The 23,689-nt window shown below is 69.9% G+C and carries 27 protein-coding genes; 14 read left to right on the forward strand and 13 right to left on the reverse strand.

Annotated elements, in window-relative coordinates; all coding sequences use genetic code 11:
* The first annotated feature begins 126 nt into the window (after nucleotides 1–126).
* Nucleotides 127–615 (forward strand): Dps family protein, encoded by a 489-nt coding sequence (locus tag IE173_RS08785; protein WP_191283108.1) that lies wholly within the window; start codon nucleotides 127–129, stop codon nucleotides 613–615.
* Nucleotides 616–641: 26 nt separating this feature from the next.
* On the opposite strand, the gene IE173_RS08790 is transcribed toward IE173_RS08785, so the two are convergent.
* Genes IE173_RS08790 through IE173_RS08805 form a run of 4 tightly spaced genes read right to left on the reverse strand, consistent with a single transcriptional unit; the run spans nucleotide 642 to nucleotide 4,136 of the window.
* Nucleotides 642–2,063 (reverse strand): amidohydrolase, encoded by a 1,422-nt coding sequence (locus IE173_RS08790; RefSeq protein WP_373298462.1) that lies wholly within the window; start codon nucleotides 2,061–2,063, stop codon nucleotides 642–644.
* Complete coding sequence (locus IE173_RS08795; RefSeq protein ID WP_191283110.1) at nucleotides 2,060–2,695, reverse strand: FMN-binding negative transcriptional regulator; 636 nt, start codon at nucleotides 2,693–2,695, stop codon at nucleotides 2,060–2,062. The genes IE173_RS08790 and IE173_RS08795 overlap by 4 nt, the downstream gene beginning before the upstream one ends.
* A gap of 1 nt (nucleotide 2,696) precedes the next feature.
* The gene (locus IE173_RS08800) at nucleotides 2,697–3,647 is read right to left on the reverse strand and encodes an Fpg/Nei family DNA glycosylase (RefSeq protein ID WP_191283111.1); all 951 of its coding nucleotides are present in this window, start codon (nucleotides 3,645–3,647) and stop codon (nucleotides 2,697–2,699) included.
* 3 nt (nucleotides 3,648–3,650) lie between these two features.
* Entirely contained in the window at nucleotides 3,651–4,136 is a 486-nt protein-coding gene (locus IE173_RS08805) for a ribose-5-phosphate isomerase (RefSeq protein ID WP_191283112.1), read from the reverse strand.
* A 168-nt stretch (nucleotides 4,137–4,304) separates the two neighbouring features.
* On the opposite strand from IE173_RS08805, the gene IE173_RS08810 reads away from it, so the two are divergent.
* The 6 genes from IE173_RS08810 (at nucleotide 4,305) to IE173_RS08835 (ending at nucleotide 13,057) form a co-directional block, all read left to right on the forward strand.
* Nucleotides 4,305–4,961, forward strand: coding sequence for a hypothetical protein (locus IE173_RS08810; RefSeq protein ID WP_191283113.1), 657 nt, complete (start codon nucleotides 4,305–4,307; stop codon nucleotides 4,959–4,961).
* A gap of 118 nt (nucleotides 4,962–5,079) precedes the next feature.
* Complete coding sequence (locus IE173_RS08815; protein WP_191283114.1) at nucleotides 5,080–6,105, forward strand: iron ABC transporter substrate-binding protein; 1,026 nt, start codon at nucleotides 5,080–5,082, stop codon at nucleotides 6,103–6,105.
* Nucleotides 6,106–6,188: 83 nt separating this feature from the next.
* Nucleotides 6,189–7,649 carry an ABC transporter permease gene (locus tag IE173_RS08820; RefSeq protein WP_229841993.1) on the forward strand — a complete coding sequence of 487 codons (1,461 nt, stop codon included), beginning with the start codon at nucleotides 6,189–6,191 and terminating at the stop codon, nucleotides 7,647–7,649.
* Complete coding sequence (locus tag IE173_RS08825) at nucleotides 7,646–8,668, forward strand: ABC transporter ATP-binding protein (RefSeq protein ID WP_229841994.1); 1,023 nt, start codon at nucleotides 7,646–7,648, stop codon at nucleotides 8,666–8,668. Before IE173_RS08820 ends, IE173_RS08825 begins: the two co-directional genes overlap by 4 nt.
* A 40-nt stretch (nucleotides 8,669–8,708) precedes the next feature.
* On the forward strand, nucleotides 8,709–11,276 hold the full coding sequence (pepN, locus tag IE173_RS08830) for an aminopeptidase N (RefSeq protein ID WP_191283115.1): 2,568 nt from the start codon (nucleotides 8,709–8,711) through the stop codon (nucleotides 11,274–11,276).
* A 128-nt stretch (nucleotides 11,277–11,404) separates the two neighbouring features.
* Nucleotides 11,405–13,057 (forward strand): FAD-dependent oxidoreductase, encoded by a 1,653-nt coding sequence (locus IE173_RS08835; protein WP_191283116.1) that lies wholly within the window; start codon nucleotides 11,405–11,407, stop codon nucleotides 13,055–13,057.
* Between the two features lie 83 nt (nucleotides 13,058–13,140).
* Here IE173_RS08835 and IE173_RS08840 read toward each other — a convergent pair whose 3' ends face one another.
* The 3 genes from IE173_RS08840 to trxA are packed head-to-tail and all read right to left on the reverse strand — an operon-like array spanning nucleotide 13,141 to nucleotide 14,218.
* On the reverse strand, nucleotides 13,141–13,533 hold the full coding sequence (locus IE173_RS08840) for a rhodanese-like domain-containing protein (protein WP_229841995.1): 393 nt from the start codon (nucleotides 13,531–13,533) through the stop codon (nucleotides 13,141–13,143).
* Nucleotides 13,530–13,841 (reverse strand): rhodanese-like domain-containing protein, encoded by a 312-nt coding sequence (locus tag IE173_RS08845; protein ID WP_191283117.1) that lies wholly within the window; start codon nucleotides 13,839–13,841, stop codon nucleotides 13,530–13,532. The genes IE173_RS08840 and IE173_RS08845 overlap by 4 nt, the downstream gene beginning before the upstream one ends.
* Nucleotides 13,838–14,218: a thioredoxin gene (gene trxA, locus IE173_RS08850; protein WP_191283118.1), complete on the reverse strand. Its 381-nt coding sequence runs from the start codon at nucleotides 14,216–14,218 to the stop codon at nucleotides 13,838–13,840. The genes IE173_RS08845 and trxA overlap by 4 nt, the downstream gene beginning before the upstream one ends.
* 83 nt (nucleotides 14,219–14,301) lie before the next feature.
* Here trxA and IE173_RS08855 point away from each other — a divergent pair, with 83 nt between their 5' ends.
* A complete protein-coding gene (locus IE173_RS08855; RefSeq protein WP_191283119.1) occupies nucleotides 14,302–14,559 on the forward strand; it encodes a metal-sensitive transcriptional regulator in 258 nt (85 codons plus the stop codon).
* A 72-nt stretch (nucleotides 14,560–14,631) separates the two neighbouring features.
* The gene (locus tag IE173_RS08860) at nucleotides 14,632–14,793 is read left to right on the forward strand and encodes a hypothetical protein (RefSeq protein ID WP_191283120.1); all 162 of its coding nucleotides are present in this window, start codon (nucleotides 14,632–14,634) and stop codon (nucleotides 14,791–14,793) included.
* Between the two features lies 1 nt (nucleotide 14,794).
* Here IE173_RS08860 and IE173_RS08865 read toward each other — a convergent pair whose 3' ends face one another.
* The 3 genes from IE173_RS08865 to IE173_RS08875 are packed head-to-tail and all read right to left on the reverse strand — an operon-like array spanning nucleotide 14,795 to nucleotide 16,421.
* The gene (locus IE173_RS08865; RefSeq protein WP_191283121.1) at nucleotides 14,795–15,760 is read right to left on the reverse strand and encodes an NAD(P)-dependent alcohol dehydrogenase; all 966 of its coding nucleotides are present in this window, start codon (nucleotides 15,758–15,760) and stop codon (nucleotides 14,795–14,797) included.
* Entirely contained in the window at nucleotides 15,760–15,984 is a 225-nt protein-coding gene (locus IE173_RS08870) for a helix-turn-helix transcriptional regulator (RefSeq protein ID WP_191283122.1), read from the reverse strand. The genes IE173_RS08865 and IE173_RS08870 overlap by 1 nt, the downstream gene beginning before the upstream one ends.
* Nucleotides 15,978–16,421 carry a hypothetical protein gene (locus IE173_RS08875; protein ID WP_191283123.1) on the reverse strand — a complete coding sequence of 148 codons (444 nt, stop codon included), beginning with the start codon at nucleotides 16,419–16,421 and terminating at the stop codon, nucleotides 15,978–15,980. The genes IE173_RS08870 and IE173_RS08875 overlap by 7 nt, the downstream gene beginning before the upstream one ends.
* A 225-nt stretch (nucleotides 16,422–16,646) precedes the next feature.
* On the opposite strand from IE173_RS08875, the gene IE173_RS15480 reads away from it, so the two are divergent.
* From IE173_RS15480 to IE173_RS08885, 3 genes are read left to right on the forward strand one after another with little or no spacing between them, the layout of a single operon-like run.
* The gene (locus IE173_RS15480) at nucleotides 16,647–17,633 is read left to right on the forward strand and encodes a mechanosensitive ion channel family protein (RefSeq protein WP_229841996.1); all 987 of its coding nucleotides are present in this window, start codon (nucleotides 16,647–16,649) and stop codon (nucleotides 17,631–17,633) included.
* On the forward strand, nucleotides 17,630–18,055 hold the full coding sequence (locus tag IE173_RS15485) for a globin (RefSeq protein ID WP_229841997.1): 426 nt from the start codon (nucleotides 17,630–17,632) through the stop codon (nucleotides 18,053–18,055). Before IE173_RS15480 ends, IE173_RS15485 begins: the two co-directional genes overlap by 4 nt.
* A gap of 36 nt (nucleotides 18,056–18,091) precedes the next feature.
* On the forward strand, nucleotides 18,092–19,750 hold the full coding sequence (locus IE173_RS08885; protein ID WP_191283124.1) for an FAD-binding dehydrogenase: 1,659 nt from the start codon (nucleotides 18,092–18,094) through the stop codon (nucleotides 19,748–19,750).
* 116 nt (nucleotides 19,751–19,866) lie between these two features.
* Here IE173_RS08885 and IE173_RS08890 read toward each other — a convergent pair whose 3' ends face one another.
* Nucleotides 19,867–20,523, reverse strand: coding sequence for a hypothetical protein (locus tag IE173_RS08890; protein WP_191283125.1), 657 nt, complete (start codon nucleotides 20,521–20,523; stop codon nucleotides 19,867–19,869).
* 21 nt (nucleotides 20,524–20,544) lie between these two features.
* Between IE173_RS08890 and IE173_RS08895 the strand changes: the two genes are divergently transcribed.
* The gene (locus IE173_RS08895) at nucleotides 20,545–21,414 is read left to right on the forward strand and encodes an acyl-CoA thioesterase (RefSeq protein ID WP_229841998.1); all 870 of its coding nucleotides are present in this window, start codon (nucleotides 20,545–20,547) and stop codon (nucleotides 21,412–21,414) included.
* Here the strand turns inward: IE173_RS08895 and IE173_RS08900 are convergent.
* Both IE173_RS08900 and IE173_RS08905 read right to left on the reverse strand, forming a co-directional pair.
* On the reverse strand, nucleotides 21,411–22,436 hold the full coding sequence (locus IE173_RS08900; protein WP_191283126.1) for a permease prefix domain 1-containing protein: 1,026 nt from the start codon (nucleotides 22,434–22,436) through the stop codon (nucleotides 21,411–21,413). The two genes, IE173_RS08895 and IE173_RS08900, sit on opposite strands and share 4 nt — an antisense overlap.
* The gene (locus IE173_RS08905; RefSeq protein WP_229841999.1) at nucleotides 22,433–22,768 is read right to left on the reverse strand and encodes a PadR family transcriptional regulator; all 336 of its coding nucleotides are present in this window, start codon (nucleotides 22,766–22,768) and stop codon (nucleotides 22,433–22,435) included. Before IE173_RS08905 ends, IE173_RS08900 begins: the two co-directional genes overlap by 4 nt.
* A 120-nt stretch (nucleotides 22,769–22,888) precedes the next feature.
* Between IE173_RS08905 and IE173_RS08910 the strand changes: the two genes are divergently transcribed.
* Complete coding sequence (locus IE173_RS08910) at nucleotides 22,889–23,683, forward strand: class II glutamine amidotransferase (RefSeq protein WP_191283127.1); 795 nt, start codon at nucleotides 22,889–22,891, stop codon at nucleotides 23,681–23,683.
* Nucleotides 23,684–23,689 lie beyond the last annotated feature (6 nt).

Raw genomic sequence — 23,689 nt, forward strand, 5'->3', positions numbered from 1 at the left:
GCGACGACGGCTCCGAAGCGACATCGTGCCCGCATCCCGAACCCGGTGGGGATATCCCCCGCCTGCACAAGATGAGGACAGGCTCAACTCCCTTGCGGAACAGAACCTCACGACTAGCGTTGAACCATGACCGACGTGAAGACCGTACCGACCAGCGCCATCGACCCCGACGTCACCTCGGGAGTCGCCCAGTTCCTCGAACCGGTCGTCATCGACCTCGAAGCGATGGTCGTCGACTCCAAGCAGGCGCACTGGCACGTGCGCGGCGCCAACTTCCAGGCCATCCACGAACTGCTCGACACCCTCGTCGCCCACGTGCAGGACTACGCCGACACCGCCGCCGAGCGCGTCGTCGCCCTCGGCCTCCCCATCGACGCACGCCTCGCCACCGTCGCCGCGAAGACCACCGTGCCGCCGCTCACCGCCGGCTTCCAGCAGTCCGAGAAACTCATCCCCGAAGTCATCGCGCAGATCGACGCCACCCTCAAGAGCGTGCGCACCGCGATCGACGAACTCGCCGAACTCGACCCCGCCTCCCAGGACGTCGTCATCGAGATCGCTCGGGGGCTGGAAAAGGATCGTTGGTTCTTGTTCGCGCACATCGCGACCAAGTAACTCTGGGGTCGGAGGCCCTCCACGGGCTACGCGGCGTCGGGGCCGTGGGTCCAGGTGCCGGCGACCATCGTCGCGTGCACCGGCATATCGCGCAGGTTGTCGGGGTCGAGCGGGTCGGCGTCGACGATGACGAGGTCATCGGCTTGGACGTGGGTGGATGCGGCGAGCGCGGCTTCGGGCGAGATCGACTGCTCGGGATGCCACGGGTCGCGCCCGTCACGCGAGCGCGTCACTGCGGCGGCCATCGTGATCCAGGGGTCGAGCGGTGCGACCGGAGCATCGGAGCCGAGCGACAGCTCGGCGCCCGCGTCGAGCAGGGAGCGGTACGCGAACGCCCGGCCCGTGCGACCCGACCAGTAGCGGTCGGCGACGTCGCGGTCATCCATCGCATGCTCGGGTTGCACCGAGGCGCGCACCCCCAGCGCGGCGAGACGCGGGAGGTCGGCATCCCGGATCAGCTGCACGTGCTCGATCGAACCCGGCACGCGGAGCTGCGCGAAGACGTCGAGCGCTTCGGTGACGGCGCGGTCGCCGATCGCGTGGATGGCGGGGGTGAGCCCGCGCGCGACCCCTTCGCGCGCTGCGGCGAGCAGCCCGCCCGGCGCGTAGGTCGGCAGACCCTGACCGCCGCCGCCGGGATAGTCGTCGAAGCACCACGCGGTGCGGGTGTTGAGGGAGCCGTCGGTGAACAGCTTGTACGGGCCGACCTCGTAGAGCGGCGACGCGACCTCGGGCAGGGCCGAGGTGTGCGGGTAGACGGCAGCGCGCACCCGTAACCCCGAGAACCCGCCGGCGAACCGACGCGCCCACGAGCCCGGCGCATCCTCCATCTCGAAGTCGACGATGCCGGTCACCCCGCGCGCTGCCGCCGCCCGGGCGGCGTCGAGCGCCCAGCGGTCGAGCACGTCGGGCGACACCTCGGTGATGCGGCGGGTGAGGTCGAAAGCCGCCTGCTCGCGCAACAGCCAGTCCCCATCCGGGCGCCCCAGCATCCGCAGTGCCGCCCGGTTCGTCCACAGGCAGTGCACGTCACCCGACAGCAGAGCGACCGGGATGTCGCCGAACTCGAGCAGCTCGGGACTCGGCACGTCGGGCCACAACCCGTCGCGGAACCCGGACGCGAGGAACACCACGCCGGGCTCCGGCGGCGTGTCGGCCAACGCGTCACGCACGAGCGACGCCGCCTGGGCCGCCGACGTCGCCGACGAGACGTCAAGTCTGCGAGCGGCCATCGCCCACTGCCCGAAGTGCACGTGATGATCCCAGAGCCCCGGCAGAACCCACCGCCCCTCGAGATCGACAACCAGCCCCGCAGGACCGGGAACCGACACGTCGGAGACAGGGATGCTGAAGGACGTTCGCGAGTCAATCGGGGTAGGGGTCCCCGCTCTTGACTCGCGAACGTCCTTCAGCAGCCCGCCCAGGAACCGGCCGTTGCGGAGGATCACTCCAGCCGCCGCATCTCAGCAGCGAGCGCGGCATCCGAGTAGGGGCCGTCGCCGGAGAGCGCCGCGATGATCGCCTCCCGCACCTCGGGGGGTTTGTTCTGGGAGAGCTTGGCGCGCGCATCGAAGCGGGTGACGCGGATGCGCAGGCCGACGGTCCCGCGGGCGATGCGGCGGGCCTTCTCTTCGTCGATGTCGAGCGAGACGGGGGTCGGCATCCGTTTCTCGAAGTGATCGACGAGCTGCTCGAGGATGCGGAAGTTCTCGTCATCCGAGAGGATCTCGGGCACCCCGTAGAGGTGGGCGGTGACGTGGTTCCACGTCGGCACGAAGTCGCCCTCCGCGTACCAGTTGGGCGAGATGTACCCGTGCGGACCCTGCGCGATGACGAGCACCTCGTGCTGCCCGAGTTCGTGGGCCAGCTCGTCGGGGCGCCCGAAGTGGCTGACGAGCACGATCTCGTCGTCGCGCCGCCCTGAGCCTGTCGAAGGGTCGGTCTCCTCCAGCAGAGTCGCGTAGTGCGAGGCGACGAGTCCGGTGGATGCCGGTGACACGTAGGTCATCCACGGGTTGCGGCGGATGAGCCGTTTCACCTCCGCCGGATCGGTGAGCAGGTAGTGGGGGGTGTTGCGCATGTCAGACCTGATCTTTCGGGCACCAGTAGAGGTTGCGTCCCGCCATGACCGCCATCGCGATGGGGGTGCCGCACACCCGGCAGGGCTCGCCGGTGCGGTGGTAGACCCAGTGGCGGTCGTCGCGGGATGCCTTCGCCCGTTCCAGATCCTCGCCCTCAAGTCCGTCCATCGTGAGCATCTGACCGGTCTCGACCCCGAGTTTCAGCAGGTACGCCCAGTCCCGCCAGAGTGCCCGGGCGACGTCGGTGGGCAGGTCTTTGCCGGGCGTGTACGGATCGAGTCGCGCGCGGAACAGCAGTTCGGCGCGGTACACGTTGCCGATGCCGGCGACCACCTCCTGATCCATCAGCAGTTGCCCGATCGCGACGTTGCGTCGCCGCACGTTCTCGACGAAACGTCCTTCACCGTCGGGATCGACGAGCGGGTCGGGCCCGAGCCTGGCGATCGTCGCATCCACCTCTTCGATGGTCTGCACCTCGCACACCGTCGGGCCGCGCAGGTCGGCGACCGCGACCGGGGTCAGCAGCCGCACCCGCACCTGGCCGATCGGCTCGGGCGGCCACACGTTGATCTCGGGCTGCAGCTGTTCGCTTTCGGCCATGCGCAGCCGGGTGCGGCGCGGCGCACCGATCGACCACGGCGAGTCCTCGTTCGCCCCGACGACCTTCGCGGCCCGCCCGCCGCGCTCCCCCGGCGACACCGGGTCGACGGCGATGTCGCCCGCGAAATCCCACGCCCCGTACATGCCGAGGTGCACGCGCAACCACAGGTGGTGGTCGAACTCGAGGAACATCTGCTTGCCGACCGCGCGGGACTGCACGATCGCGTGCCCGTCGAGCCGAGCGGCTCCGGCGGTGAAACGCCCCTGCGGTGACGACACCGCCACGGGCGGACCGGTGAACGACCGCGCGAACTGCCGCGCGATGCGGTGGACCGAATGACCCTCCGGCATCCGTCAGACGATCTCGTGCCCGGAGATCGCGCCCGTCTGCTCGTATTCGGCGAGCTGCGCGATACGCCGGGCGTGCCGCTCCTCACCCGAGAACGGCGTCATGATGAACGCGTCGATGAAGCCCTTCACCTCATCGAACGAGTGCTGACGGGCGCCGATGGCGATGACGTTGGCGGCGTTGTGTTCGCGGGCGAGTTCCGCGGTGGCGAGGCTCCAGACCAGCGCCGCGCGGATGCCGTGCACCTTGTTCGCCGCGATCTGCTCACCGTTGCCCGAGCCGCCGAACACGATCCCAAGAGCTGCCACCCCGGCCTGCTCGTCGCGCACCACCGCGCGGGCGGCGTTGATGCAGAAGCTCGGGTAGTCGTCGAGGGGGTCGTACTCGGTGGGCCCGTGATCGACGATCTCGTGACCCTGCCCCGCGAGGTAATGCTGCAGGTCGGTGCTGAACTCGAGGCCGGCGTGATCGGTGCCCAGATGGATGCGCATGGTGCCGCCAGCTTAACGATCCGCACCTCTTGCCAGAGCCCGACAGCGGGAGCAGAATCACAGCAACGCGCCGGAATCCACCAAGCCGGCGCCCCTGATCGCGACGGCGGGGTCGCCCTGGACCCCGCCGTCGCTTCTCGGCCGGGTCGTCGAGGAAAGGAACAGGGCATGAGCACGATAGAGATCCACACCGTTCCCGACGGGATGCCGCGCCTCTCCCGCGGACGACACCGGTCGGCCAAGACGGGTGCGTGTTTCATGGAGTTCGCCTCCTACCTGGCCGGCGAGCAGTGGAGCGATTCGCCGCAGTGCACCGACCCGCTGCTCGCCCACCTCGCGCGCGCCGTCAACGATCAGTTGAGCGACGCCCGGCGCGATGAGATCGCCCGCGACATCCCGCGCGTCATCGGGCTGCGGGGTGACCATCGCGTGTTCGCCCCGGTCATCGCCGTGCGCGCCGCGGCGGCCGCGCTGCCCGTCGCGAGTGCGGGTCGGCAGAAGGCGCTCGCGGGAGCCCTACTCGCGCTTCCCGGTCTGCTTCCGGCCGATGCGGCGTCGCGGGTGCAGCACACGGCACGCCTGGCGCTCGACGCCGCACCGCACGCGGAACAGTGGGCACGGGAGCACCTGCGCCGGCAGCCGGTGCGCGAACGCGACCTGCGGCGTTCGGGCTGCGCCGCGGCGATCAGCCTCGCGGTCACCGGAATCGCGGAGGCGTGCATCGACGATCCGGAGTCGCTGCTGATCCACCTGCTGCGCGACGCGATCTCCGACGCGGAGCGACTGCTCGCCCCTGCCCGCGTGCCCGACCTCGTCGCGGTCTGAGACCCGCATGAGCGGGGGCGCATCCCCGCTCACGTCGGTGTGCGGCGCCCACGATCGATTAGGGTAGCCTTACCTTGTCGCATTCGCGGCATCCTCCTCCTCGAAAGGTTCTCTCGCTATGCGCGCTCTGCGCCCGACGATCGCCCTCGCCGCAGCGGCCCTCGTGCTCACCGGATGTTCGGTGAGCCCGGCCGCTCCCGACGCCGACGAGGAATCGACCCTCGTGGTGTACTCGGGGCGCGACGAAGAACTCGTCGGCCCGCTGCTCGACGCCTTCGAGGCCGAGAGCGGCATCACCGTCAAGGTGCGCTACGCCACGAGCGTCGAGATGGCCGCGCAACTGCTCGAAGAAGGCGACCGCACGCCGGCTCAGGTCTTCCTCTCCCAGGAGCCGGGCGCGCTCGGCGCGCTGAGCGCCGAGGGACTGCTCACCGAACTCCCGAGTGACATCACCGACTCCGTCGACCCGCAGTACACCTCCACCGACGGCACCTGGGTCGGTCTCACCGGTCGCGCCCGTGTCATCGCCTACGACGGCGACGAGCTGACCGCGGACGAGGTTCCGACCTCGGTGTTCGACCTCACCGACCCGCGCTGGCGAGGCCAGGTCGGCATCGCCCCGTCGAATGCGTCGTTCCAGTCGTTCGTCACCGCCCTCCGCGTTCTCGAGGGCGAAGACGCCACCGAGGCCTGGCTGCGCGGTCTCGTCGCCAACGAGGCGCAGATCTTCCCCCGCAACGGCGCCATCCTCGAGGCCGTCAACACCGGCGCCATCGATGTCGGGCTGATCAACCACTACTACTGGTTCCAGCAGGCCGCCGAGGTGGGGGCGCAGAACATGCGTGCCCAGCTGCAGTACGGCGAGCCGGGCACCTCGAGCGCGCTGGTGAACGTGACGGGAATCGGCATCCTGGCCGGCTCCGCCGACGACGCCGCCGCACTCGAGTTCGTGCGCTACCTGCTCTCGGCGGAGGGTCAGGACTACTTCGTGACCCAGACCACCGAGTACTCCGTCGTCCCCGGCGGCCCCACCCCGGCGGACGCGCCCGCGCTCGACGACATCCGCGGCCCCGAGCTCGACTTCGCCGACCTCGCCGACCTCGACGGCACGATCGCCCTGTTGCAGAAGGTCGGCCTCCTCTGACCCTCACCGGCACCGTCGCGCAGCGCGGGAGGACGACCCGTCGGCCTCCCGCGCTGCTGGTCGTCGCCGCGACGGTGCCGGCCGTGGTCGCCGCCATCCCCCTCGGGTACCTGGTGCTTCGGCTCTCGCAGTCCGATCCGGAGCGGCTGCTGGCGTCGCTGTGGCGCACCCGCACCCTCGAGCTCGCCGCCAACTCGCTCGGGCTCTCGGCAACCGTCGCGATCGGCTGCCTCGTGATCGGCATCCCCACCGCCTGGGCGATCACCCGGCTGCGACTCCCGTTGCCCGGCCTGTGGCGCGCGGTCGCGACCCTGCCGCTCGCGATCCCGTCGTACGTCGCGGCCTTCGCGTGGGTCGCGACCTGGCCGGGGCTCTCCGGCTTCTGGCCGACCGCCGCCGTCATGACTCTGGCCTGCGCCCCCTACGTGACCCTGCCCGTCGCGGCCGCCCTGACCATGGCCGACTCGCGGTACGCGGATGCCGCCCGCACCCTGGGCGCCGACCCCACGCGCGTGCTGCTGCGGGTCACCCTCCCTCGCATCGCGCCGGCCGCCGCCGCCGGGGCGCTGCTGGCCGCGCTCTACACGCTCGCCGACTTCGGCGCGGTGTCGATCCTGCGGTTCGAGACGCTCACCTGGGGCGTGCACTCGGCGTTCGAGGGCAGCCTCGATCGCGTGCTGGCGGCGGCACTGTCGGCCGTGCTGGTGACCATGGCCTTCGTCTTCGTCGCCGTCGAGCAGCTGATGCGCCGTCGGGCGGCGCGCGTCGTGCCGGCGACGGGAGCCGAACCGACGACGCTCTCCGGCACCCCGCGCTCCCGGGTCATCGCGATCGCCGGCCTCCTGCTCGTCGCCGCCCTCTCGATCGGCATCCCGCTCGGCGCTCTCGTGGTGCGGCTCGTCGGCGGAGTGGGAATCGAGTTCGACTGGCCTCGACTCGCCGAGAGCACCGCGTCGACGCTCGGCCTGGGGGTGGCGGGAGCCGCCGTCGCGGTCATCCTCGCCCTGCCGATCGCGACCCTCGCCGCGCGCTATCGCTCGACCGTGGGTGCCCTTCTCGAGTCGGTCGCCTACCTCGGCCACGTCGTGCCCGGTGTCGTCGTCGGGTTGTCGCTCGTCGTCTTCACCCTTTCGATCGCTCCCGCGCTCTACCAGACGGTGTTCGCCCTCGTCTTCGCCTACGGCGTGCTCTTCCTTCCGAAGGCTCTCGGCTCCTCGCGTTCCGCGATCCAGAGCGTTCCCCCGGCACTCGAAGACACGTCGCGCACGCTCGGGCTGGGGCGCCTCACCACCTGGTGGCGCGTGACGGCGCGCATCGCGATTCCGGGCATCGCCGCGGGTGGGCTCCTCGCGGCGGTCACCGCGATGAAAGAGCTGCCCGCCACTCTGATGCTGCGACCCATCGGGGTCGAGACCCTCGCGACCGAACTGTGGCAGAAGACCGCCATCGCCGCCTACGGTGCCGCGACCCCGTACGCCATCGCGCTCGTGATCGTCGCGAGCATCCCGACCTTCCTCCTCGCGCGATCGGGGTACCGCTCGTGAGCCTCGTCATCGAATCGCTGAGCGCCGAGGTCGGTGAGGGCGGCGAGCGCATCCGGGTGCTGCACGACGTCTCGTTCCGGATCGAGGCGGGAACCCTCGGCGCGGTGCTGGGACCGAGCGGAAGCGGCAAGAGCACCCTGCTGCGGTGCATCGCCGGACTGCATCCAACCGTGAGCGGTACCGTGCGATCCGGAAGCCGCGACCTCCACGGCGTGCCTCCGGAACGCCGCCGCATCGGACTCGTGCCGCAAGACGGCGCCCTGTTCCCGCACCTGACGGTCGGCGAGAACGTCGCCTTCGGCCTCACCCGTTCCGGGCGCCGAAGCCGTCGCGTCGAGGAGCTGCTCGACCTGGTCGAACTGCCCGGGATGGCGGGGCGGCTCCCGCACGAACTGTCCGGCGGGCAGGCGCAGCGGGTCGCCCTCGCCCGGGCCCTCGCCCCCGCGCCCGATGTCGTGCTACTCGACGAGCCGTTCTCGGCGCTCGACGCGACCCTGCGCGGGGCCGTCCGTGAGCAGGTGCGGCGGGCGCTCGCCGAAACCGGGACGACCGCCATCCTGGTCACGCACGACCAGACCGAGGCACTCTCGATCGCCGATCGGCTCGTCGTGCTCAACGACGGCGCCGTGCGCCAGGTCGGATCGCCGCAGGAGGTCTACGAGCACCCCGTCGACCTCTGGACCGGCCGTTTCGTCGGGGAGGCGATCACGGTCGCCGGGCAGGCGGACGGCATCCGGGTCACCACACCGCTCGGTGACCTGCAACTCGAGAACCCCGCCCTCGGGCCGGTCGCCGTGCTGGTGCGACCGGAACAGGTACACCTCGTGGACGGTCCCGGAACGGCCGCACGCGTGGTCACCGTCGACTACTTCGGGCACGACGCCCTCGTGCAACTCGACGTCGCCGGCGGCGCCGGCATCCGCATCTCGGCTCGCCTCGCCACCCCGGTGACGCTGCACGAGGGCGACACCGTGCGCATCCGGATCGCCGACCGCGTGCTCGCCTACCCGGAACCGTGACTCGGCCCCTCCGGTCACCACCTCCCGATATCGTGGACGGATGCCTGGAGAGAACCTCACCCGCGTCGAAGCCCAAGAGCGCAAAACGCTCGTCTCGGTCACGTCGTACGACGTCGAACTCGATCTGACGACCGGACCCGACACCTTCCGATCGATCACCACCGTCGTCTTCGACGCCACCGAGGGCGCCGCGACGTTCATCGATGCCCTCACGGCGAAGGTGCACGCCGTCACCCTCAACGGCACCGCTCTGGATGCCGGGGTTGCGGATGGCGCACGCATCGCCCTCAGCGGGCTGGCGGCATCCAACACCCTCGTCGTCGACGCCGACTTCGCGTACACCAACACCGGTGAGGGCCTGCACCGGTTCGTCGACCCGGTCGACGGCGAGGTGTACCTCTACTCGCAGTTCGAGGTGCCCGACAGCCGCCGGGTGTTCGCGGTGTTCGAGCAGCCCGACCTCAAGGCGACCTTCACCTTCACCGTCACGGCACCCGAGAACTGGGTCGTCGTCTCCAACTCCCCCACCCCGACTCCCCGGGCCGCAGACGGCAAGAAGGTGTTCGCCTTCGAGACGACGCCGCGCATCTCGTCGTACATCACGGCGATCGTCGCCGGCCCCTACGAAGCGGTGCACAGCGAGCTCACCAGCAGCAGCGGCCGCGTCATCCCGCTCGGGGTGTACGCCCGCAAGTCGCTCATGCAGTACCTCGACGCCGACTACATCTTCGACATCACCCGCAAGGGCTTCGCCTACTTCGAGGAGAAGTTCGGCTACCCGTACCCGTTCGCCAAGTACGACCAGCTGTTCGTGCCCGAGTTCAACGCGGGCGCGATGGAGAACGCCGGAGCCGTGACGTTCACCGAGACCTACGTGTTCCGGTCGAAGGTCACCGACGCGATCAAGGAGCGCCGGGTCGTCACGATCCTGCACGAGCTCGCGCACATGTGGTTCGGCGACCTGGTCACCATGAAGTGGTGGAACGACCTGTGGCTCAACGAGTCCTTCGCCGAGTGGGCGTCGACGATCGCCACCGCCGAAGCCACCGAGTGGACCGAAGCCTGGGCGACGTTCCAGGCGATGGAGAAGAGCTGGGCCTACAAGCAGGACCAGCTGCCGAGCACCCACCCGATCGTCGCCACGATCAACGACCTCGAAGACGTGCAGGTGAACTTCGACGGCATCACCTACGCCAAGGGCGGGTCGGTGCTCAAGCAGCTCGCCGCGTGGGTCGGCGTCGAGGCGTTCTTCGCGGGCGTGGGGGCGTACTTCCGCAAGCACGAGTACGGCAACACCGAGCTCTCCGACCTGCTGCGCGAACTGGAGATCACCTCCGGCCGCGAACTCACGTCGTGGTCGCAGGCGTGGCTCGAGACGGCGGGCGTGAATACCCTGAAGCCGGTCGTGTCGGTCGACGAGAACGGCGTGATCACGTCGTTCGAGATCACGCAGACCGCGATCGACGAGCAGCCGACGATCCGCCCGCACCGCCTCGCGATCGGCTTCTACGACGTCGTCGATGGCTCGGGCAACACCGGTGTCGACGGCGACCTGTCGCCGAAGGTCGTGCGCACCCACCGGCTCGAACTCGACATCGACGCGGACGCCTCGACCTCGGTTCCGGAACTGGTCGGCATGAAACGTCCCGCGCTCATCCTGCTCAACGACGACGACCTCGCCTACGCGAAGATCCGCATGGACGACGCGTCGTGGGAGTTCGCGCTTCGACACCTCGCCGACATCGAGGATCCGCTCGCTCGCGCGCTCGTCTGGGGTGCCGCCTGGGACGCGACCCGGGATGCCGAGGTCGCCTCGAGCGATTACGTCGACCTGGTGCTCGGCAACATCGCCACCGAGACCGAGTCGACGACGATGCGCCTGTCGCTCACCCAGCTCACGCAGGTCGCCCGGCTGTACGTCGCCCCCGAGAAGCGGGCCGCGACGATCGAACGCGTCGGCGACGCCCTGTGGGAGCTCGCTCGGGGGGCTGCCGCAGGAAGCGACGCGCAGTTCCAGTTCGTGAAGTTCTTCGCCAACATCCCCTCCACTGACCGGCACGCGGCGACCCTGAAGGCGCTGCTCGACGGGTCGATCAAGCTCGACGGGCTCGAGATCGACGCCGACCTGCACTGGGAACTGCTCGAAGGCCTCGTGCTGCTCGGCGAAGCCGGCGAGGCGGAGATCACCGCCCAGTTCGAGGCCGACATGACCGCGAACGGGCAGCAGGCCGCCGCCCGTGCCCGCGCGACCGGTGACAAGAAGGCGGCGCTGGATGCGGCGCTCACCGACGCCTCGATCCCGAACGTCATCCTGCGTTCGTCGGGGATGGGCTACCACCACGTCAACGACCCCAGCGCCCTCGAGCCGCTCGTCGCGCCGTACTTCGACGCGCTCGACCGCATCTGGAAGGAACGCTCCTACAAGATCGCCGAGTATGTCGCGCTCGGCTTCTACCCCACGCCGCTCGCGTCGCAGGAGCTCGTGGATGCCACCAACGCCTGGCTGGAAGCGCACCCCGACATCCCCGCGCTGCGTCGCCTGGTGATCGAGAATCTCGCGGGCGTCGAGCGCGCCCTGCAGGCCCAGCAACGCGACCGCTCCGAGTAGCTCCCTCGGTGGTCGAGTAGCGCCGCAGGCGCGTGTCGAGACCGGCCGTGGGTCTCGACACGCCGCTTCGCGGCTACTCGACCACCGAGATTGATATACCCCGGGGGGTATCTGATACCCTTGGGGGTATGACTTCACAGCGCATCCTCATCGTCGGCGGCGTCGCGGGCGGAATGTCCGCGGCGACCCGGCTGCGCCGCCTGCTCGAAGATGCCGAGATCGTCGTGTTCGAACGCGGCGGTCACGTCTCGTTCGCGAACTGCGGCCTGCCCTACTACCTCGGCGGCGTCATCGACGACCGCTCGAGCCTGCTGCTGCAGACCCCCGCCTCACTGCGGTCGCGGTTCGAACTCGACGTTCGGGTGCGGCACGAGGTCGTCGCGATCGACCGGGATGCGCGCACCGTTCGCGTGCGCGACCTCGAAGCCGGTACGGAATCCGACGAACGCTACGACGCGCTCATCCTCTCGCCCGGCGCGAACCCCGTGCGCCCCGAGATCCCCGGCGCCGACCGCATGCTCACCCTGCGCGACATCGACGACGTCGACACCGCGATGGCGGCGCTGACCCGGGCGCCGCGCACCGCCCTCGTGCTCGGCGGCGGATTCATCGGTCTCGAGATGACCGAGAACCTGCTGCACCGCGGCATCGCCGTCACTCTCGTCGAACGCAACCCGCAGGTGCTGACCCCTCTCGACCCCGAGATGGCCGAGCCCGTGGCCGCGCGCCTCCGCGCCGCCGGCGTCGACCTCCGACTCGGCGCCGAAGTGGTGGCGCTCGGTGCCGACACCGCGACCCTCGCCGACGGCGACACGATCGCCGCCGACCTCGTCCTCGCCGCGATCGGCGTGCGTCCCGAGACGACCCTCGCCGCGCAGGCCGGGCTCGCGCTCGGGCCGCGCGGCGGCATCCGCGTCGACGACCAGCTGCGCACGAGCGATCCGGCGATCTACGCGATCGGCGACGCCGTCGAGAAGGTCGACGCGTTGAGTGGCGACCAGCGGCTCGTGCCGCTCGCGGGCCTCGCGAACCGGCACGGCCGACTCGTCGCCGATGTGATCGCCGGCACCCCCGTCATCGTGCGGGACGCCCTCGGCACCGCCGTCGTCGGCGTGCTCGGCCTCACGATCGCGGTCACCGGCTGGAACGAGAAGCAACTGCGCGCCGCGGGCCGCGAGATCCGCGTCATCCACACCCACCCCGCCTCGCACACCGGCTACTACCCCGGAGCGCAGCCGATGGCGCTGAAGCTGCTCGTGGATGCGCGCACCGACGAGATCCTCGGCGCCCAGGCCGTCGGCGGCGACGGCGTCGACAAGCGCATCGACGTGATCGCGACGGCCATGACCGGGCGGCTCACGGCATCCGACCTCGCCGACCTGGAACTCGGCTACGCCCCGCAGTACTCCTCGGCCAAGGACCCGGTCAACATGCTCGGCTACGTCGCGCACAACGCCCGCGCCGGCCTCACCCCGTCGATCCAGTGGCACGAGCTCGCCGCCGAACTCGCGGCGGGTGCGACCCTGATCGACGTGCGCACCCCCGGCGAGTACCGGGGCGGCGCGATCCCCGGGTCGCTCAACATCCCCCTCGACGACCTCCGGGAGCGCATCGGCGAGATCCCGGCGGGGCGGCTCATCGTGCACTGCAAGGTCGGACAGCGCGGGCACACCGCCGTGCGGCTGCTGACGCAACTGGGCCGCGAGGCGGTCAACCTCGACGGGGGCTATCTCACCTGGAGCGCGGGAAGCGCCGCGGCGACCCGACTCGTCGCCGCCTGAGACCCCGGCGTGACACCCGCACGCGACACAGCGAAACCCCGCCGGCATCCGAGCCGACGGGGTTTCGTGCTGTTCGGGAGAACTCAGCCGACGATGTCGAGCCCCGTGATCTGCGCCGCCTGCTCGACTCCGCCGCCGTTCGCCAGAGAGCCGAAGCCCTGGGCCGCCATGCGGTCGATCGCCGTCGCCGCGCGGTTGCCCGATCGGCAGTAGACGAGGTACTCCGCGTCGGGGTCGAGGTCGGCGATGAGCGCGTCGAACTCGGCGGATTGCACGTCGATGTTCACCGCGCCCTCGAGGTGGCCCTCGGCGAACTCGGCGGGCGTGCGCACATCCACGATGATCGTGTCGGCGCTCACCTCGACGGATGACGGTGCCGAGGCGGGCGCGCAGCCCGCGACGGTGAGCGTCAGCGACGCGGCGACACCCACGGCGACCAGGAGTCGCGCACGCCGCGATGACCGGGTGGCGCTCACGCGGCGACGCCGGATTCGACCGGGAAGCCGGCCTGATACCAGCGCGAGATGCCGCCCTCGACGTCGATCGCGTCGAAACCTTCGGCGCGCAGGAACGCGGTCGCGCGGGCGCTGCGCCCGCCCGACAGGCACATGACGTGCAGCGTGCGATCGCGCGGCAGTTCGCCGAGCCGTGCCGGAAGGCTGCCGAGCGGCACGTTGGTCGCGCCTTCGACGCGGGCTTCGGCGAACTCGTCGGGTTCACGCACGTCGACGATCATCGCGTCGGTGCCGAGAGCAGCCAGGTCGGCTGCGGTGATGGTGCTCATGCTGCTCCTTGTGAGGGGGATGCCGCGGCGCCGGCAGAGCCGGACCGCGGGGCGACATCGAGTGCACGGATGGCTTCGATGAGTTTCTCGAGGCTGGGCGCGGGGAGCGCGCCGGGTTGCGAGAAGACCGGAACTCCTGACCGGAAGGCCATGAGCGTGGGGATGGCCTGGATGCGCGCGGCGGCGGCCAGCTGCTGTTCGACCTCGGTGTCGACCTTGCCGAACACGATGTCGGGGTGCGCCTCGGAGGCGCGCTCGAAGATGGGCGCGAAGGCGCGGCACGGGCCGCACCAGGCGGCCCAGAAGTCCACGAGCACGATGTCGTTGTCGATGACGGTGCGCTCGAAGTTGGCGGCGGTGAGGGTGATGGATGGCATGCACCCATGCTACCAGATACCCCAGGGGGTATAGTGGGAGCGGCCCGGTACCATTGCCGTGCCCACGGAGAGCGGAGGATGCCATGGACCTCGACCCGACCAGCCTCAAGCCGGTGCTCAACCGACTGCGCCGCGCGCAGGGTCAGCTCAACGCCGTCATCCGGATGATCGAAGAGGGCAAGGACTGCACGAGCGTCGTCACCCAGCTCGCCGCCGCCTCGAGCGCACTCGACCGGGCCGGGTTCGCGATCATCGCCGACACCGTCGAGAAATGCGCCAAGCAGGACGAGCCCGAACTCGACCGGGAACAGCTGGAGAAGCTCTTCCTCTCGCTCGCCTGACGCCGCCGGTCTTGGATCCGATACCCCTGGGGGTATACTGGGGATCTCGACCCCCGACGATCGGAGACCATCATGTGTTCAGCAGCAACCTGTCGCACCTGCGGCAAGACGACCTGGGCGGGCTGCGGTCAGCACGTCGACCAGGTGATGCGCAAGGTTCCCGCCTCGCAGCGTTGCCCCGGCCACCCGAAGTCCGAGCGCATCGGATTCTTCGCCCGCTTCTTCGCGCGGTGACTCACGGGATGACGACGGCCTTGCCGGGGATGAGTCCCGCGGCGAGGTCGTCGAGCGCCCGCGGGGCGTCTTCGAGGGCGTAGGTCACCCCCACCGGCGAGCGCAGGTCGCCCGCCTCGAAGTGCTCCCGCAGCTGCTCGAAGTCGCGCCCGTCGTCGCTCGCGGTGAGGGTGATGAAGCGCTGCGACACGAACGGCGACCACAGCGCCGCCCGCAGGTTGCGCCCGAGGCGCCCCAGCATCCGCCCCCCGCCTTCCGCGCCGACCAGCACGATCGCGCCGCGTCGACGGGTGAGCCGCCGCAGCAGCCCGAGCGGTCGCGCCCCGGCGATGTCGAACACGACCGCGAAGCGTCCGGCGAAGCGAGTGAGGTCGTCGACCCGGTAGTCGACCGCATCGACGGCACCGAGCGACCGCACGAGGTCGAGCTTGCCGGCACTCGCCACCCCGGTCACGCGGGCGCCGGCGAGCCGCGCGAGCTGCACGAGGAACACCCCGACTCCCCCGCCCGCCCCGATGACGAGCACCTCGTCGCCCGGCCGGATGCGCGCCGCCCGGATGCCCTGGATCGCGGTGCCCCCGCCGAAAGGCGAGGTCGCCGCCTCTTCGTGCGAGATGCTCGCGGGCTTCTTCGCGAGACGGTCCTCGGGCGAGATCGCGTAGTCGGCGAACGCGCCCGTCGACCACCCGAACACCTCATCGCCGACCGAGAACCGCGTCACGCCGTCGCCGACGGTCGCGACGACACCGCTCACTTCCATTCCGCGCACCGCCGCGTTCGGGCCGCGCCGGCCGAGGGCGAGCCGCATGATCTCGGGTTCGCCCCGCATGAGGTGCCAGTCGCCCATCGTGACCCCCGCGGCCTTCACCTCGACGAGCACCTCACCGGGGCCGGGGTCGGGCTTCGGGATGTCGACGAGCTTCAGCACATCGCTCGTGCCGTACTCGGTCTGGCGGATGGCGCGCATCACTTCTCCTCGGGGTCGTAGCTGAATACGTCGTCGAGGCCCACCCCGAAGACGCGGGCGATCTGGAACGCCATCTCGAGCGACGGCGAGTACCGGCCCTGCTCGATCGCGATCACGGTCTGCCGGGTCACGCCGATCCGTTCGGCGAGGTCGGCCTGGGTCATCTCGCCCGCGGCGAACCGCAGGGCCCGGATGCCGTTGGTCACCTTCGTCGGCTTCACCACGAGTGCAGCCCCCGACGGTAGGCGACGAGCTTCGCGATCGACGAGAGGATCGCCTGCAGCACGAACGCGAGGTACAGCACATTCGCGATCCAGAAGTGCGGCGCCTCGAACCAGGCGAGCACGAGGGCGCCGAGCGCCCCCATCACCAGGAACGCGCTGCCGATGTACTCGCCGAACCGGTTGATCTGCTTGTCGCGCTGATCGGACTTGCCGTCATCCTTGCCGCCCGACGCGATGCCCGTGACGATGCCCACGACGATTCCGCCGAGGATGCCGGCGACGATCGCCCCGAGGATGGTGCCGAGCATCGGCCAGACGTAGTCCGCTTCGGCGAGAGGCTTGCCGTCGAGCTGGGTGAACAACAGCACGAGGTAGACGATGAACCCCACGGGGGCGATGAACGCGAACACCCAGGTGTTCTTCTCTTCGTAGGACACGGTGGCTCTTTCTCTCGGGTGTCAACAATCTTTGACACCACTGACTGTAAAGACATCCCGACACGATGTCAAGTATTCTTTACACACACTCGAACGGGCACAGCCTCTGTCCGCGTTTTGCGTCGCGCCCCCTCAAGAAGAATCGCGAGGCGGGACGCAAAACGCGGACCAGCCCGGGCTCGGGCGCGCGGGCGGCACCCAGCACGCAAGCGGGAGAATGGGGGGATGGCGGAGTTCTGGGCTGCGGTGGTGGCGTTCTACACGGGGACGTTCGGCGTGCCGGTGCGCGTCCTCACGATCATCGTCGTCGCCTCCCTCGTGCGGCTGGTGCTGCAACTCGTCATCCGCCGGGTCGTGAACCGCGTCATCAGCGGCGTGAAGAAGCGGCAGAACGTCGAAGACACCGCCGCGCTGCAGGCATCCCCGGTCGCCGCGATGCGCATCGTGCAGCGCACCCGCGCGTTCGGCGGGGTGCTGTCGAGCACCGTCACGACCGTCGTCGTGCTCGTGTCGCTCGTGCTCATCGTGTCGGCGATCGACCCGAACGCCACCGGCGCGTTCTCGCTCATCACCGCCGCCCTCGGCGCCGGCCTCGGCTTCGGCGCGCAGAACGTGGTGCGGGATGTGCTCAACGGGCTGTTCATCGTCACCGAAGACCAGCTCGGGGTCGGGGATGTCGTCGACCTCGGTCAGGCGACCGGCGTGGTCGAGGCGGTCGGCATCCGGGTCACCACCGTGCGCGACGTCAACGGCACGCTCTGGTACGTGCGCAACGGCGAGATCCTGCGGGTCGGCAACATGTCGCAGGGCTGGGCTCGCGTCATCCTCGACCTGGCGATCCCGTACGACGCCGACATCGACGCGGTGAAGGAGCGGATGCTGCAGACCGGCATCGAGATGCGCTCCGACGGCAAGTGGAAGCGCCTCATGATGGAGCAACCCGAGATCTGGGGCATCGAGTCGATCTCGGCCGACGCGATCGTGCTGCGACTCGTCGTCAAGACCCGCACGGGCGCGAAAGACGACGTGGCGCGCGAACTGCGGGCGCGGGTCAAGCGCACCCTCGACGCCATGGGCATCCGCGTGCCGGCGCTCGGCGTCGCGGCCGGTGGCGCGGCGAAGGTCGGGGGCTCAGACGACACCCCCGTCATCCCGGGAGTCGTCAAACCGCAGGCGACACCGCGCCCACCCACGACCGGAGGCAAGAAGTGAACGACCGTCTGACACTGCGCGCGGGGCCCGGCGGCGAACCCGTCGGCAGCAACTTCTGGCGCGAGGTCGGCGGCCGTCCGACCTTCGAGAAACTCGTCCGCGCGTTCTACGACGGCGTGCAGACCGACGAGGTGTTGTGGCCGATGTACCCGCAGGATGACCTCGAGGGCGCCATCCAGCGACTCACCGGGTTCCTCGAGCAGTACTGGGGCGGACCCGGAACCTACAGCGAGCAGCGCGGTCACCCGCGGCTGCGCATCCGCCACAACCCGTTCCGCGTGAACCCGGATGCCCGCGACCGCTGGCTGCGCCACATGCGCGTCGCGGTCGACGGGCTGGGGCTCTCGCCGCTGCACGAGACGATGCTCTGGGATTACCTCGAGCGCGCGGCCCACGCAATGGTCAACACGTTCGACGAGTAGTACGGCTAGCCTCGGAAGTCAGGGAAAGGGGCCTGCATGACTGCGCACGCCGACGTGATCGTCATCGGAGCCGGATTGGCGGGACTCGTCGCCACCGCCGAGCTCATCGAGGCCGGCAAGCGGGTGATCGTGCTCGACCAGGAACCCGAATCCGGTCTCGGCGGTCAGGCCTGGTGGTCGTTCGGCGGGCTGTTCCTCGTGGACTCGCCCGAGCAGCGCCGGATGGGCATCAAGGACTCCCACGACCTCGCCCGGCAGGACTGGTTCGCGAGCGCCGAGTTCGACCGCGACGACGAAGACGCCTGGGGGCGCCAGTGGGCGGAGGCCTACCTCGCCTTCGCCGCCGGCGAGAAGCGCCACTGGCTCGCCGAGAAGGGCGTGAAGTTCTTCCCCGTCGTCGGCTGGGCCGAACGCGGCGGCTACACCGCGACGGGTCACGGCAACTCGGTGCCGCGCTTCCACATCACCTGGGGCACCGGCCCGGGCATCCTCGAGCCGTTCATCGCGGCGGTGCAGGCCGGCGTCGAGAAGGGGCTCGTCGAGTTGCGCTTCCGGCACCGGGTGGATGCCCTCACCGTCACCAAGGGCGCCGTCACCGGGGCGAGCGGCAGCATCCTCGAGCCGTCGGATGCCGCCCGAGGCGAAGCCTCCTCGCGTGAGACCGTCGGCGAGTTCACCCTCGAAGCCTCCGCGGTGGTCGTCGCGAGCGGCGGCATCGGCGGTAACCACGACCTGGTACGCAAAGCCTGGCCCGAGTGGCTGGGCACGGCACCCGAGACGATGCTGAGCGGCGTTCCCGCCCACGTCGACGGTCGCATGCTCGGCATCAGCGAAGACGCGGGCGCACGGCTCGTCAACGGCGACCGGATGTGGCACTACGTCGAAGGCATCCAGAACCACACGCCGGTCTGGGCCGACCACGGCATCCGCATCCTGCCCGGCCCGTCGAGTCTGTGGTTCGACGCCACCGGCCGCCGCCTGCCCGTGCCGCTGTTCCCCGGGTTCGACACCCTCGGCACCCTCGAGCACCTGCGCTCCACCGGGCACGACCACTCCTGGTTCGTACTCACCCAGAGCGTCATCGAGAAGGAGTTCGCGCTCTCCGGCTCGGAACAGAACCCCGACCTCACCGGCAAGAGCGTGCGCGAACTGCTGAAGCAGCGACTCGGCAAGGGCGCGACGGATGCCGTGGAGGCATTCAAAGAGAAGGGCGCCGACTTCGTGGTCGCCGAGAGTCTCGACGAACTCTTCGCCGGCATGAAGAAGCTCTCCCCCGACGTCGAGATCGACTTCCTTGAGGTGAAGTACGAGATCGAGGCGCGCGACCGCGAGATCGACAACACCTTCACCAAGGACGCGCAGATCACCGCACTGCGCGGAGCCCGCCGCTACCGGGGCGACAAGCTCATCCGCGTCGCGAAGCCGCACAAGTTCCTCGACCCCGCCCACCACCCGCTCATCGCCGTGAAACTGCACGTGCTCACCCGCAAGAGCCTCGGCGGCATCCAGACCGATCTCTCGTCGCGCGCCCTCGACGCCGACGGCACCCCCATCCCCGGCCTCTACGCGGTCGGCGAGGTCGCCGGCTTCGGCGGCGGCGGGGTGCACGGCTACCGCTCCCTCGAGGGCACCTTCCTCGGATCGTGCCTGTTCACCGGCCGTCAGGCAGGCCGCGCCATCGCCGACCAGCTCTGACGAAGCGAGCGCGCCCGGCCAGCGTCGACATCCGAACCGATTCGCAAGTCAATCGGGGTAGGGGTCCCCGCTCTTGACTTGCGAATCGGTTCGGGTGGCGGCGCCCCCGAGCAACCTCAGCGCAGGAGGTTCCACGCACGACGCTTCACCAACACATGGCCGCGGAGGGTGCTGAGCCGGGTCCAGGGCCCCGATTCATAGAGGCGCACGGCGTCGTCGCCCAGGAAGCCGAGGGCGAAGGCGGCGAAGGCGGCGCCGGAGGGGATGTGTTCCGCGCCGGGAATGGGGCGACCCCAGACCTCGCCGCGAACGCGACGCACGATCTGCTCACCGACGCCGTCCGGCACGGCCGCCGCGACATCCCGGATGCCGTCGCGAGCCGACTGTTCGACTGCCGCCGCCGGGATCTCGCCGAGCTGCTGCCACCCGCCGCGCGGCGGCGAGATGGCGGCCCAGGTGGCGGTGTTGACCTCCATCGGCAACCCGACCTTCGTGGCTCCTTCGGCCTGCGCGCGCTCGAGACGCTGCAGCAGGGAGCGCACCGGAACGACGGCGTCGAAGTTCGCAGCCTCGGTCAGGGCGAGGGTTCGCAGCCCGAGAACGGTGGCACTCTCATCGAGCAGGCCGGCGGGGGCGAACACCGAACAGTAGACGGCGAGCACCCCGGAGCCGGCGATGAGACGCACGGATCCCTCCTCGACCCGCGCGGCGCGCGAGAGGTAGACCTGGAGATCATCGAGGGAGGGAGCATCGGCCAGAGTGAAGGTGCTCATGCGACTCCTAAACTACAACCCGTGAGCGATCCCCTGGCAGGCTTTCTGGCCGCCCTCGATCTGACCGACACCGGAGCCCGCACCAGGGAAGACATTTTCACCGGTCCGAGCCAGTGGATGCCGGGGGGCCGCGTGTTCGGCGGGCAGGTGCTCGCGCAGGCGCTCGTCGCCGCGACCCGTACGGTTCCCGAGGACCGGCGGGTGCATTCGATGCACGGCTACTTCCTGCGGCCCGGGGATGTGGAACAGCCGATCACCTTCTCGGTCGACCGCATCCACGACGGCCGGTCGTTCTCGACCCGGCGCACGCAGTGCTATCAGAGCGGCGAGCCGATCCTGTCGATGATCGCGTCGTTCCAGGATGCCGACCCAGGGCTCGAGCACTCGGTCACGATGCCCGAGGGTCTTCCCGACCCGGAGTCGCTGCCGAGCACCGCCGACGTGCTGGGCGGCTCCGAGCATCCGGTTGCGAAGTTCTGGTCGACGCAGCGCGCGTTCGACATCCGGCACGTTCAGCATCCCGTGTATTTCCCCGGTGACGGCGAACGCTCCCCGCGGCAAGCGGTGTGGATGAAGGCGTTCGGCCGTCTGCCCGACGATCTCAACCTGCACCGGGCGGCACTGGCGTACGCGAGCGACTACTCGATTCTCGAACCCATCATGCGGGCGCACGGCGTCGCCTGGGGCACGCCCGGGCTGAAAGCCGCGAGCCTCGACCACGCGATGTGGTGGCACCGCGACGGGCGGGTCGACGAGTGGGTGCTCTACGAGCAGGAGTCGCCCGTCGCCCTCGGCGGCCGCGGGCTGTCGTTCGGGCGCATCTTCTCGCGCGACGGAACCCTCCTGGCCACGGTGGCACAGGAGGGCATGGTCCGCGTTCCGACGGTCTAGACGGCTTCCGCCACCCGGCTCGCGCGCACGGTCTTGATGACGCTGTCGATGATCGTCCACGCGGCGATCCCCACCAGAATGACGGCCGTCAGGGTCGCGCTCGGGCTGCCTGCGGCGACGAAGTCGGTCCAGCCGAGTCGGTCGAGGTAGGCCTCGTTGAGCGCCGCACCGGTCCAGACCAGCCACGCGATCGGTCCGATCGTCGCGACGGTGAGCACCGCGTTGACGACGACGAGCGGCCAGGTCCACCGACCGACCCGGTAGAGCACCACCGCGAAGACCGCGGTCAGCACGGCGAGCACGATCAGGTAGGGCAGCCAGAACGACCACAGCTCGGGGTTGATCACCGGGATGGGTGCGCCGTCGGCATCCCGGAAGTTCGACGAGTTCTGCTGCCAGACGAGCGCGACGGGCACGAGCAGGGCGAACACGAGCGACGCGATGAGCTCACTGCGGCCACCGGTGGTGCCGGTCGCGATCGCGTGGAGCTCATCGGGGTCGAACGGCGTCGAACCCGGGTAGCCCTTCCCGCCGCTGCGCGTCGTGGCGCCGGTGCGTTCGATGATCACGAACACGAGCGTCACCCAGAAGCACAGGTGCACGCCGACACCGAGCAGGATGCCGACGGTGCCGCCGATCAGTTCGCCCGGCTCCGCGCCGCTGAGCGCGTTGATCACGAACAGCGTGACGGTCACGATCGGCAGCACGATCCAGAGCAGCAGCTTCAGCAGCCGCACGTAGTCGACGTAGAGGTCGGGCCCGATCAGAGCGAGGGGCCGGCCGGCGTATCCGGCGGCGAGCCGCATCGGCTCCCCCAGGTCGAGCAGCACGGCCCGTTCGGCGGCCGCCGGCTCGTCACCCCCGGCGACTCGGGCGTCGACGTCATCCGCGATGCTGGCGCGCAGTTCGCGGTCGATGTCGGAGCGCTTCGCCTCGGGAAGCGACTTGAGCACCGCCCACACGTAGCGGTCGGTGAGGGTGTCGGCCGTCGGGCGACCGACGGGGTTGCGGGCGGCGTTCATGATGTCTCCTTCCGGGAGATTCGATCGATGGAGAGCTGGAGGTTCTTCCAGTCCTCGAGAAGCACGGTGGCGAGCGAGTCGCCGGCGGGGCTCGTGCGATAGAACTTGCGCGGCCGCGACTCGTCGGTGTTCCACTCGCTCACGAGCAGCCCCTGGGATTCGAGGCGGCGCAGCAGCGGGTAGAGCGTGTTGCCCTCGACCGGGATGCCGGCGTCGGCGAGCTGCTCGAGGAGGGCGTAGCCGTACTGGGGTGTGCGCAGCATCAGCAGGCAGGCCAGCACGGCTGTTCCGCGCCGGAGTTCCTGCAGTTGTGCACTGTCGTTCTCGCTCACGCACCACACGTTACTGTGTGTCACACATTATCGTCAACACTTGCCCAATCCGTACCCGACCCCGTCACGTCGAGGCTTGGATCCAAGCCATAGGATGATGGATCCAAGAAAGGCCGACCGATGTCACGGATGCTCGCGATCGTCGCCCGTCGCCCTCTGAGCGCGGCCGAGACGATCGGCACCGGTGCCCTCAGCGAGTTCGCCGGGCTCGCCCGGTTGCACGCCGACGGCTGGGGCACGGCCTGGTGCGACGAGACCGGCACCGCGCACGCCTCGACCAGTATCGAGCCGCTTTCGGGCCTGGCCGAACTCGATCTGGCCACCCGACAGCCGTCCCGGGCCCGGCTGGTCTACCTTCGCTTCGCGAGCCGCGGAGCACCAGCCGTCCCCGGCAACTCCCAGCCGTTCCTGCGCGATGGAATGGCTTTCCAGCACAACGGCGCCCTCACGCCGCGTGAGCCGGCGCTGTCACTGCTCGATCCCGCAACGACCAGGGGCCTCGTCGGGACGACCGACAGCGAGGTCTACTTCGCTCTCGTGCGCCGCCGGCTCGAGAATGCGCCGCCCGGGACGGGCGCCCTCGAGGCGACGATCGAGACGGCGCGCATCCTCCGCGAGCACTACCCGTCGGCGTGTCTCAACGCCCTGGTGCTGGTGGACGACGCAGTGATCGTCGTGCAATCGAGCGGCGGATCGGGTGCCCCGCTCAGCGCCTTCGCGGACCGCGGCCAGCGGCTCGATGACCTGCCGCCCGGGCATGGTGCCGAGTACAACCGGCTACGGCTCGTCACGCCGACCTCAGGGGTCCTCGTCGTCAGCACGACGGGCACCGCTGCGCTCGGCGGTGCGGGCCTTCCGGAGGACACCGTCTCCCGCATCGCCCCGGACGGGATCACCACCTTCGCGCTGAACTGACCCGCG

It is taken from the genome of Pseudolysinimonas yzui, assembly GCF_014653215.1.
Classification (GTDB): Bacteria; Actinomycetota; Actinomycetes; order Actinomycetales; family Microbacteriaceae; genus Pseudolysinimonas_A; species Pseudolysinimonas_A yzui.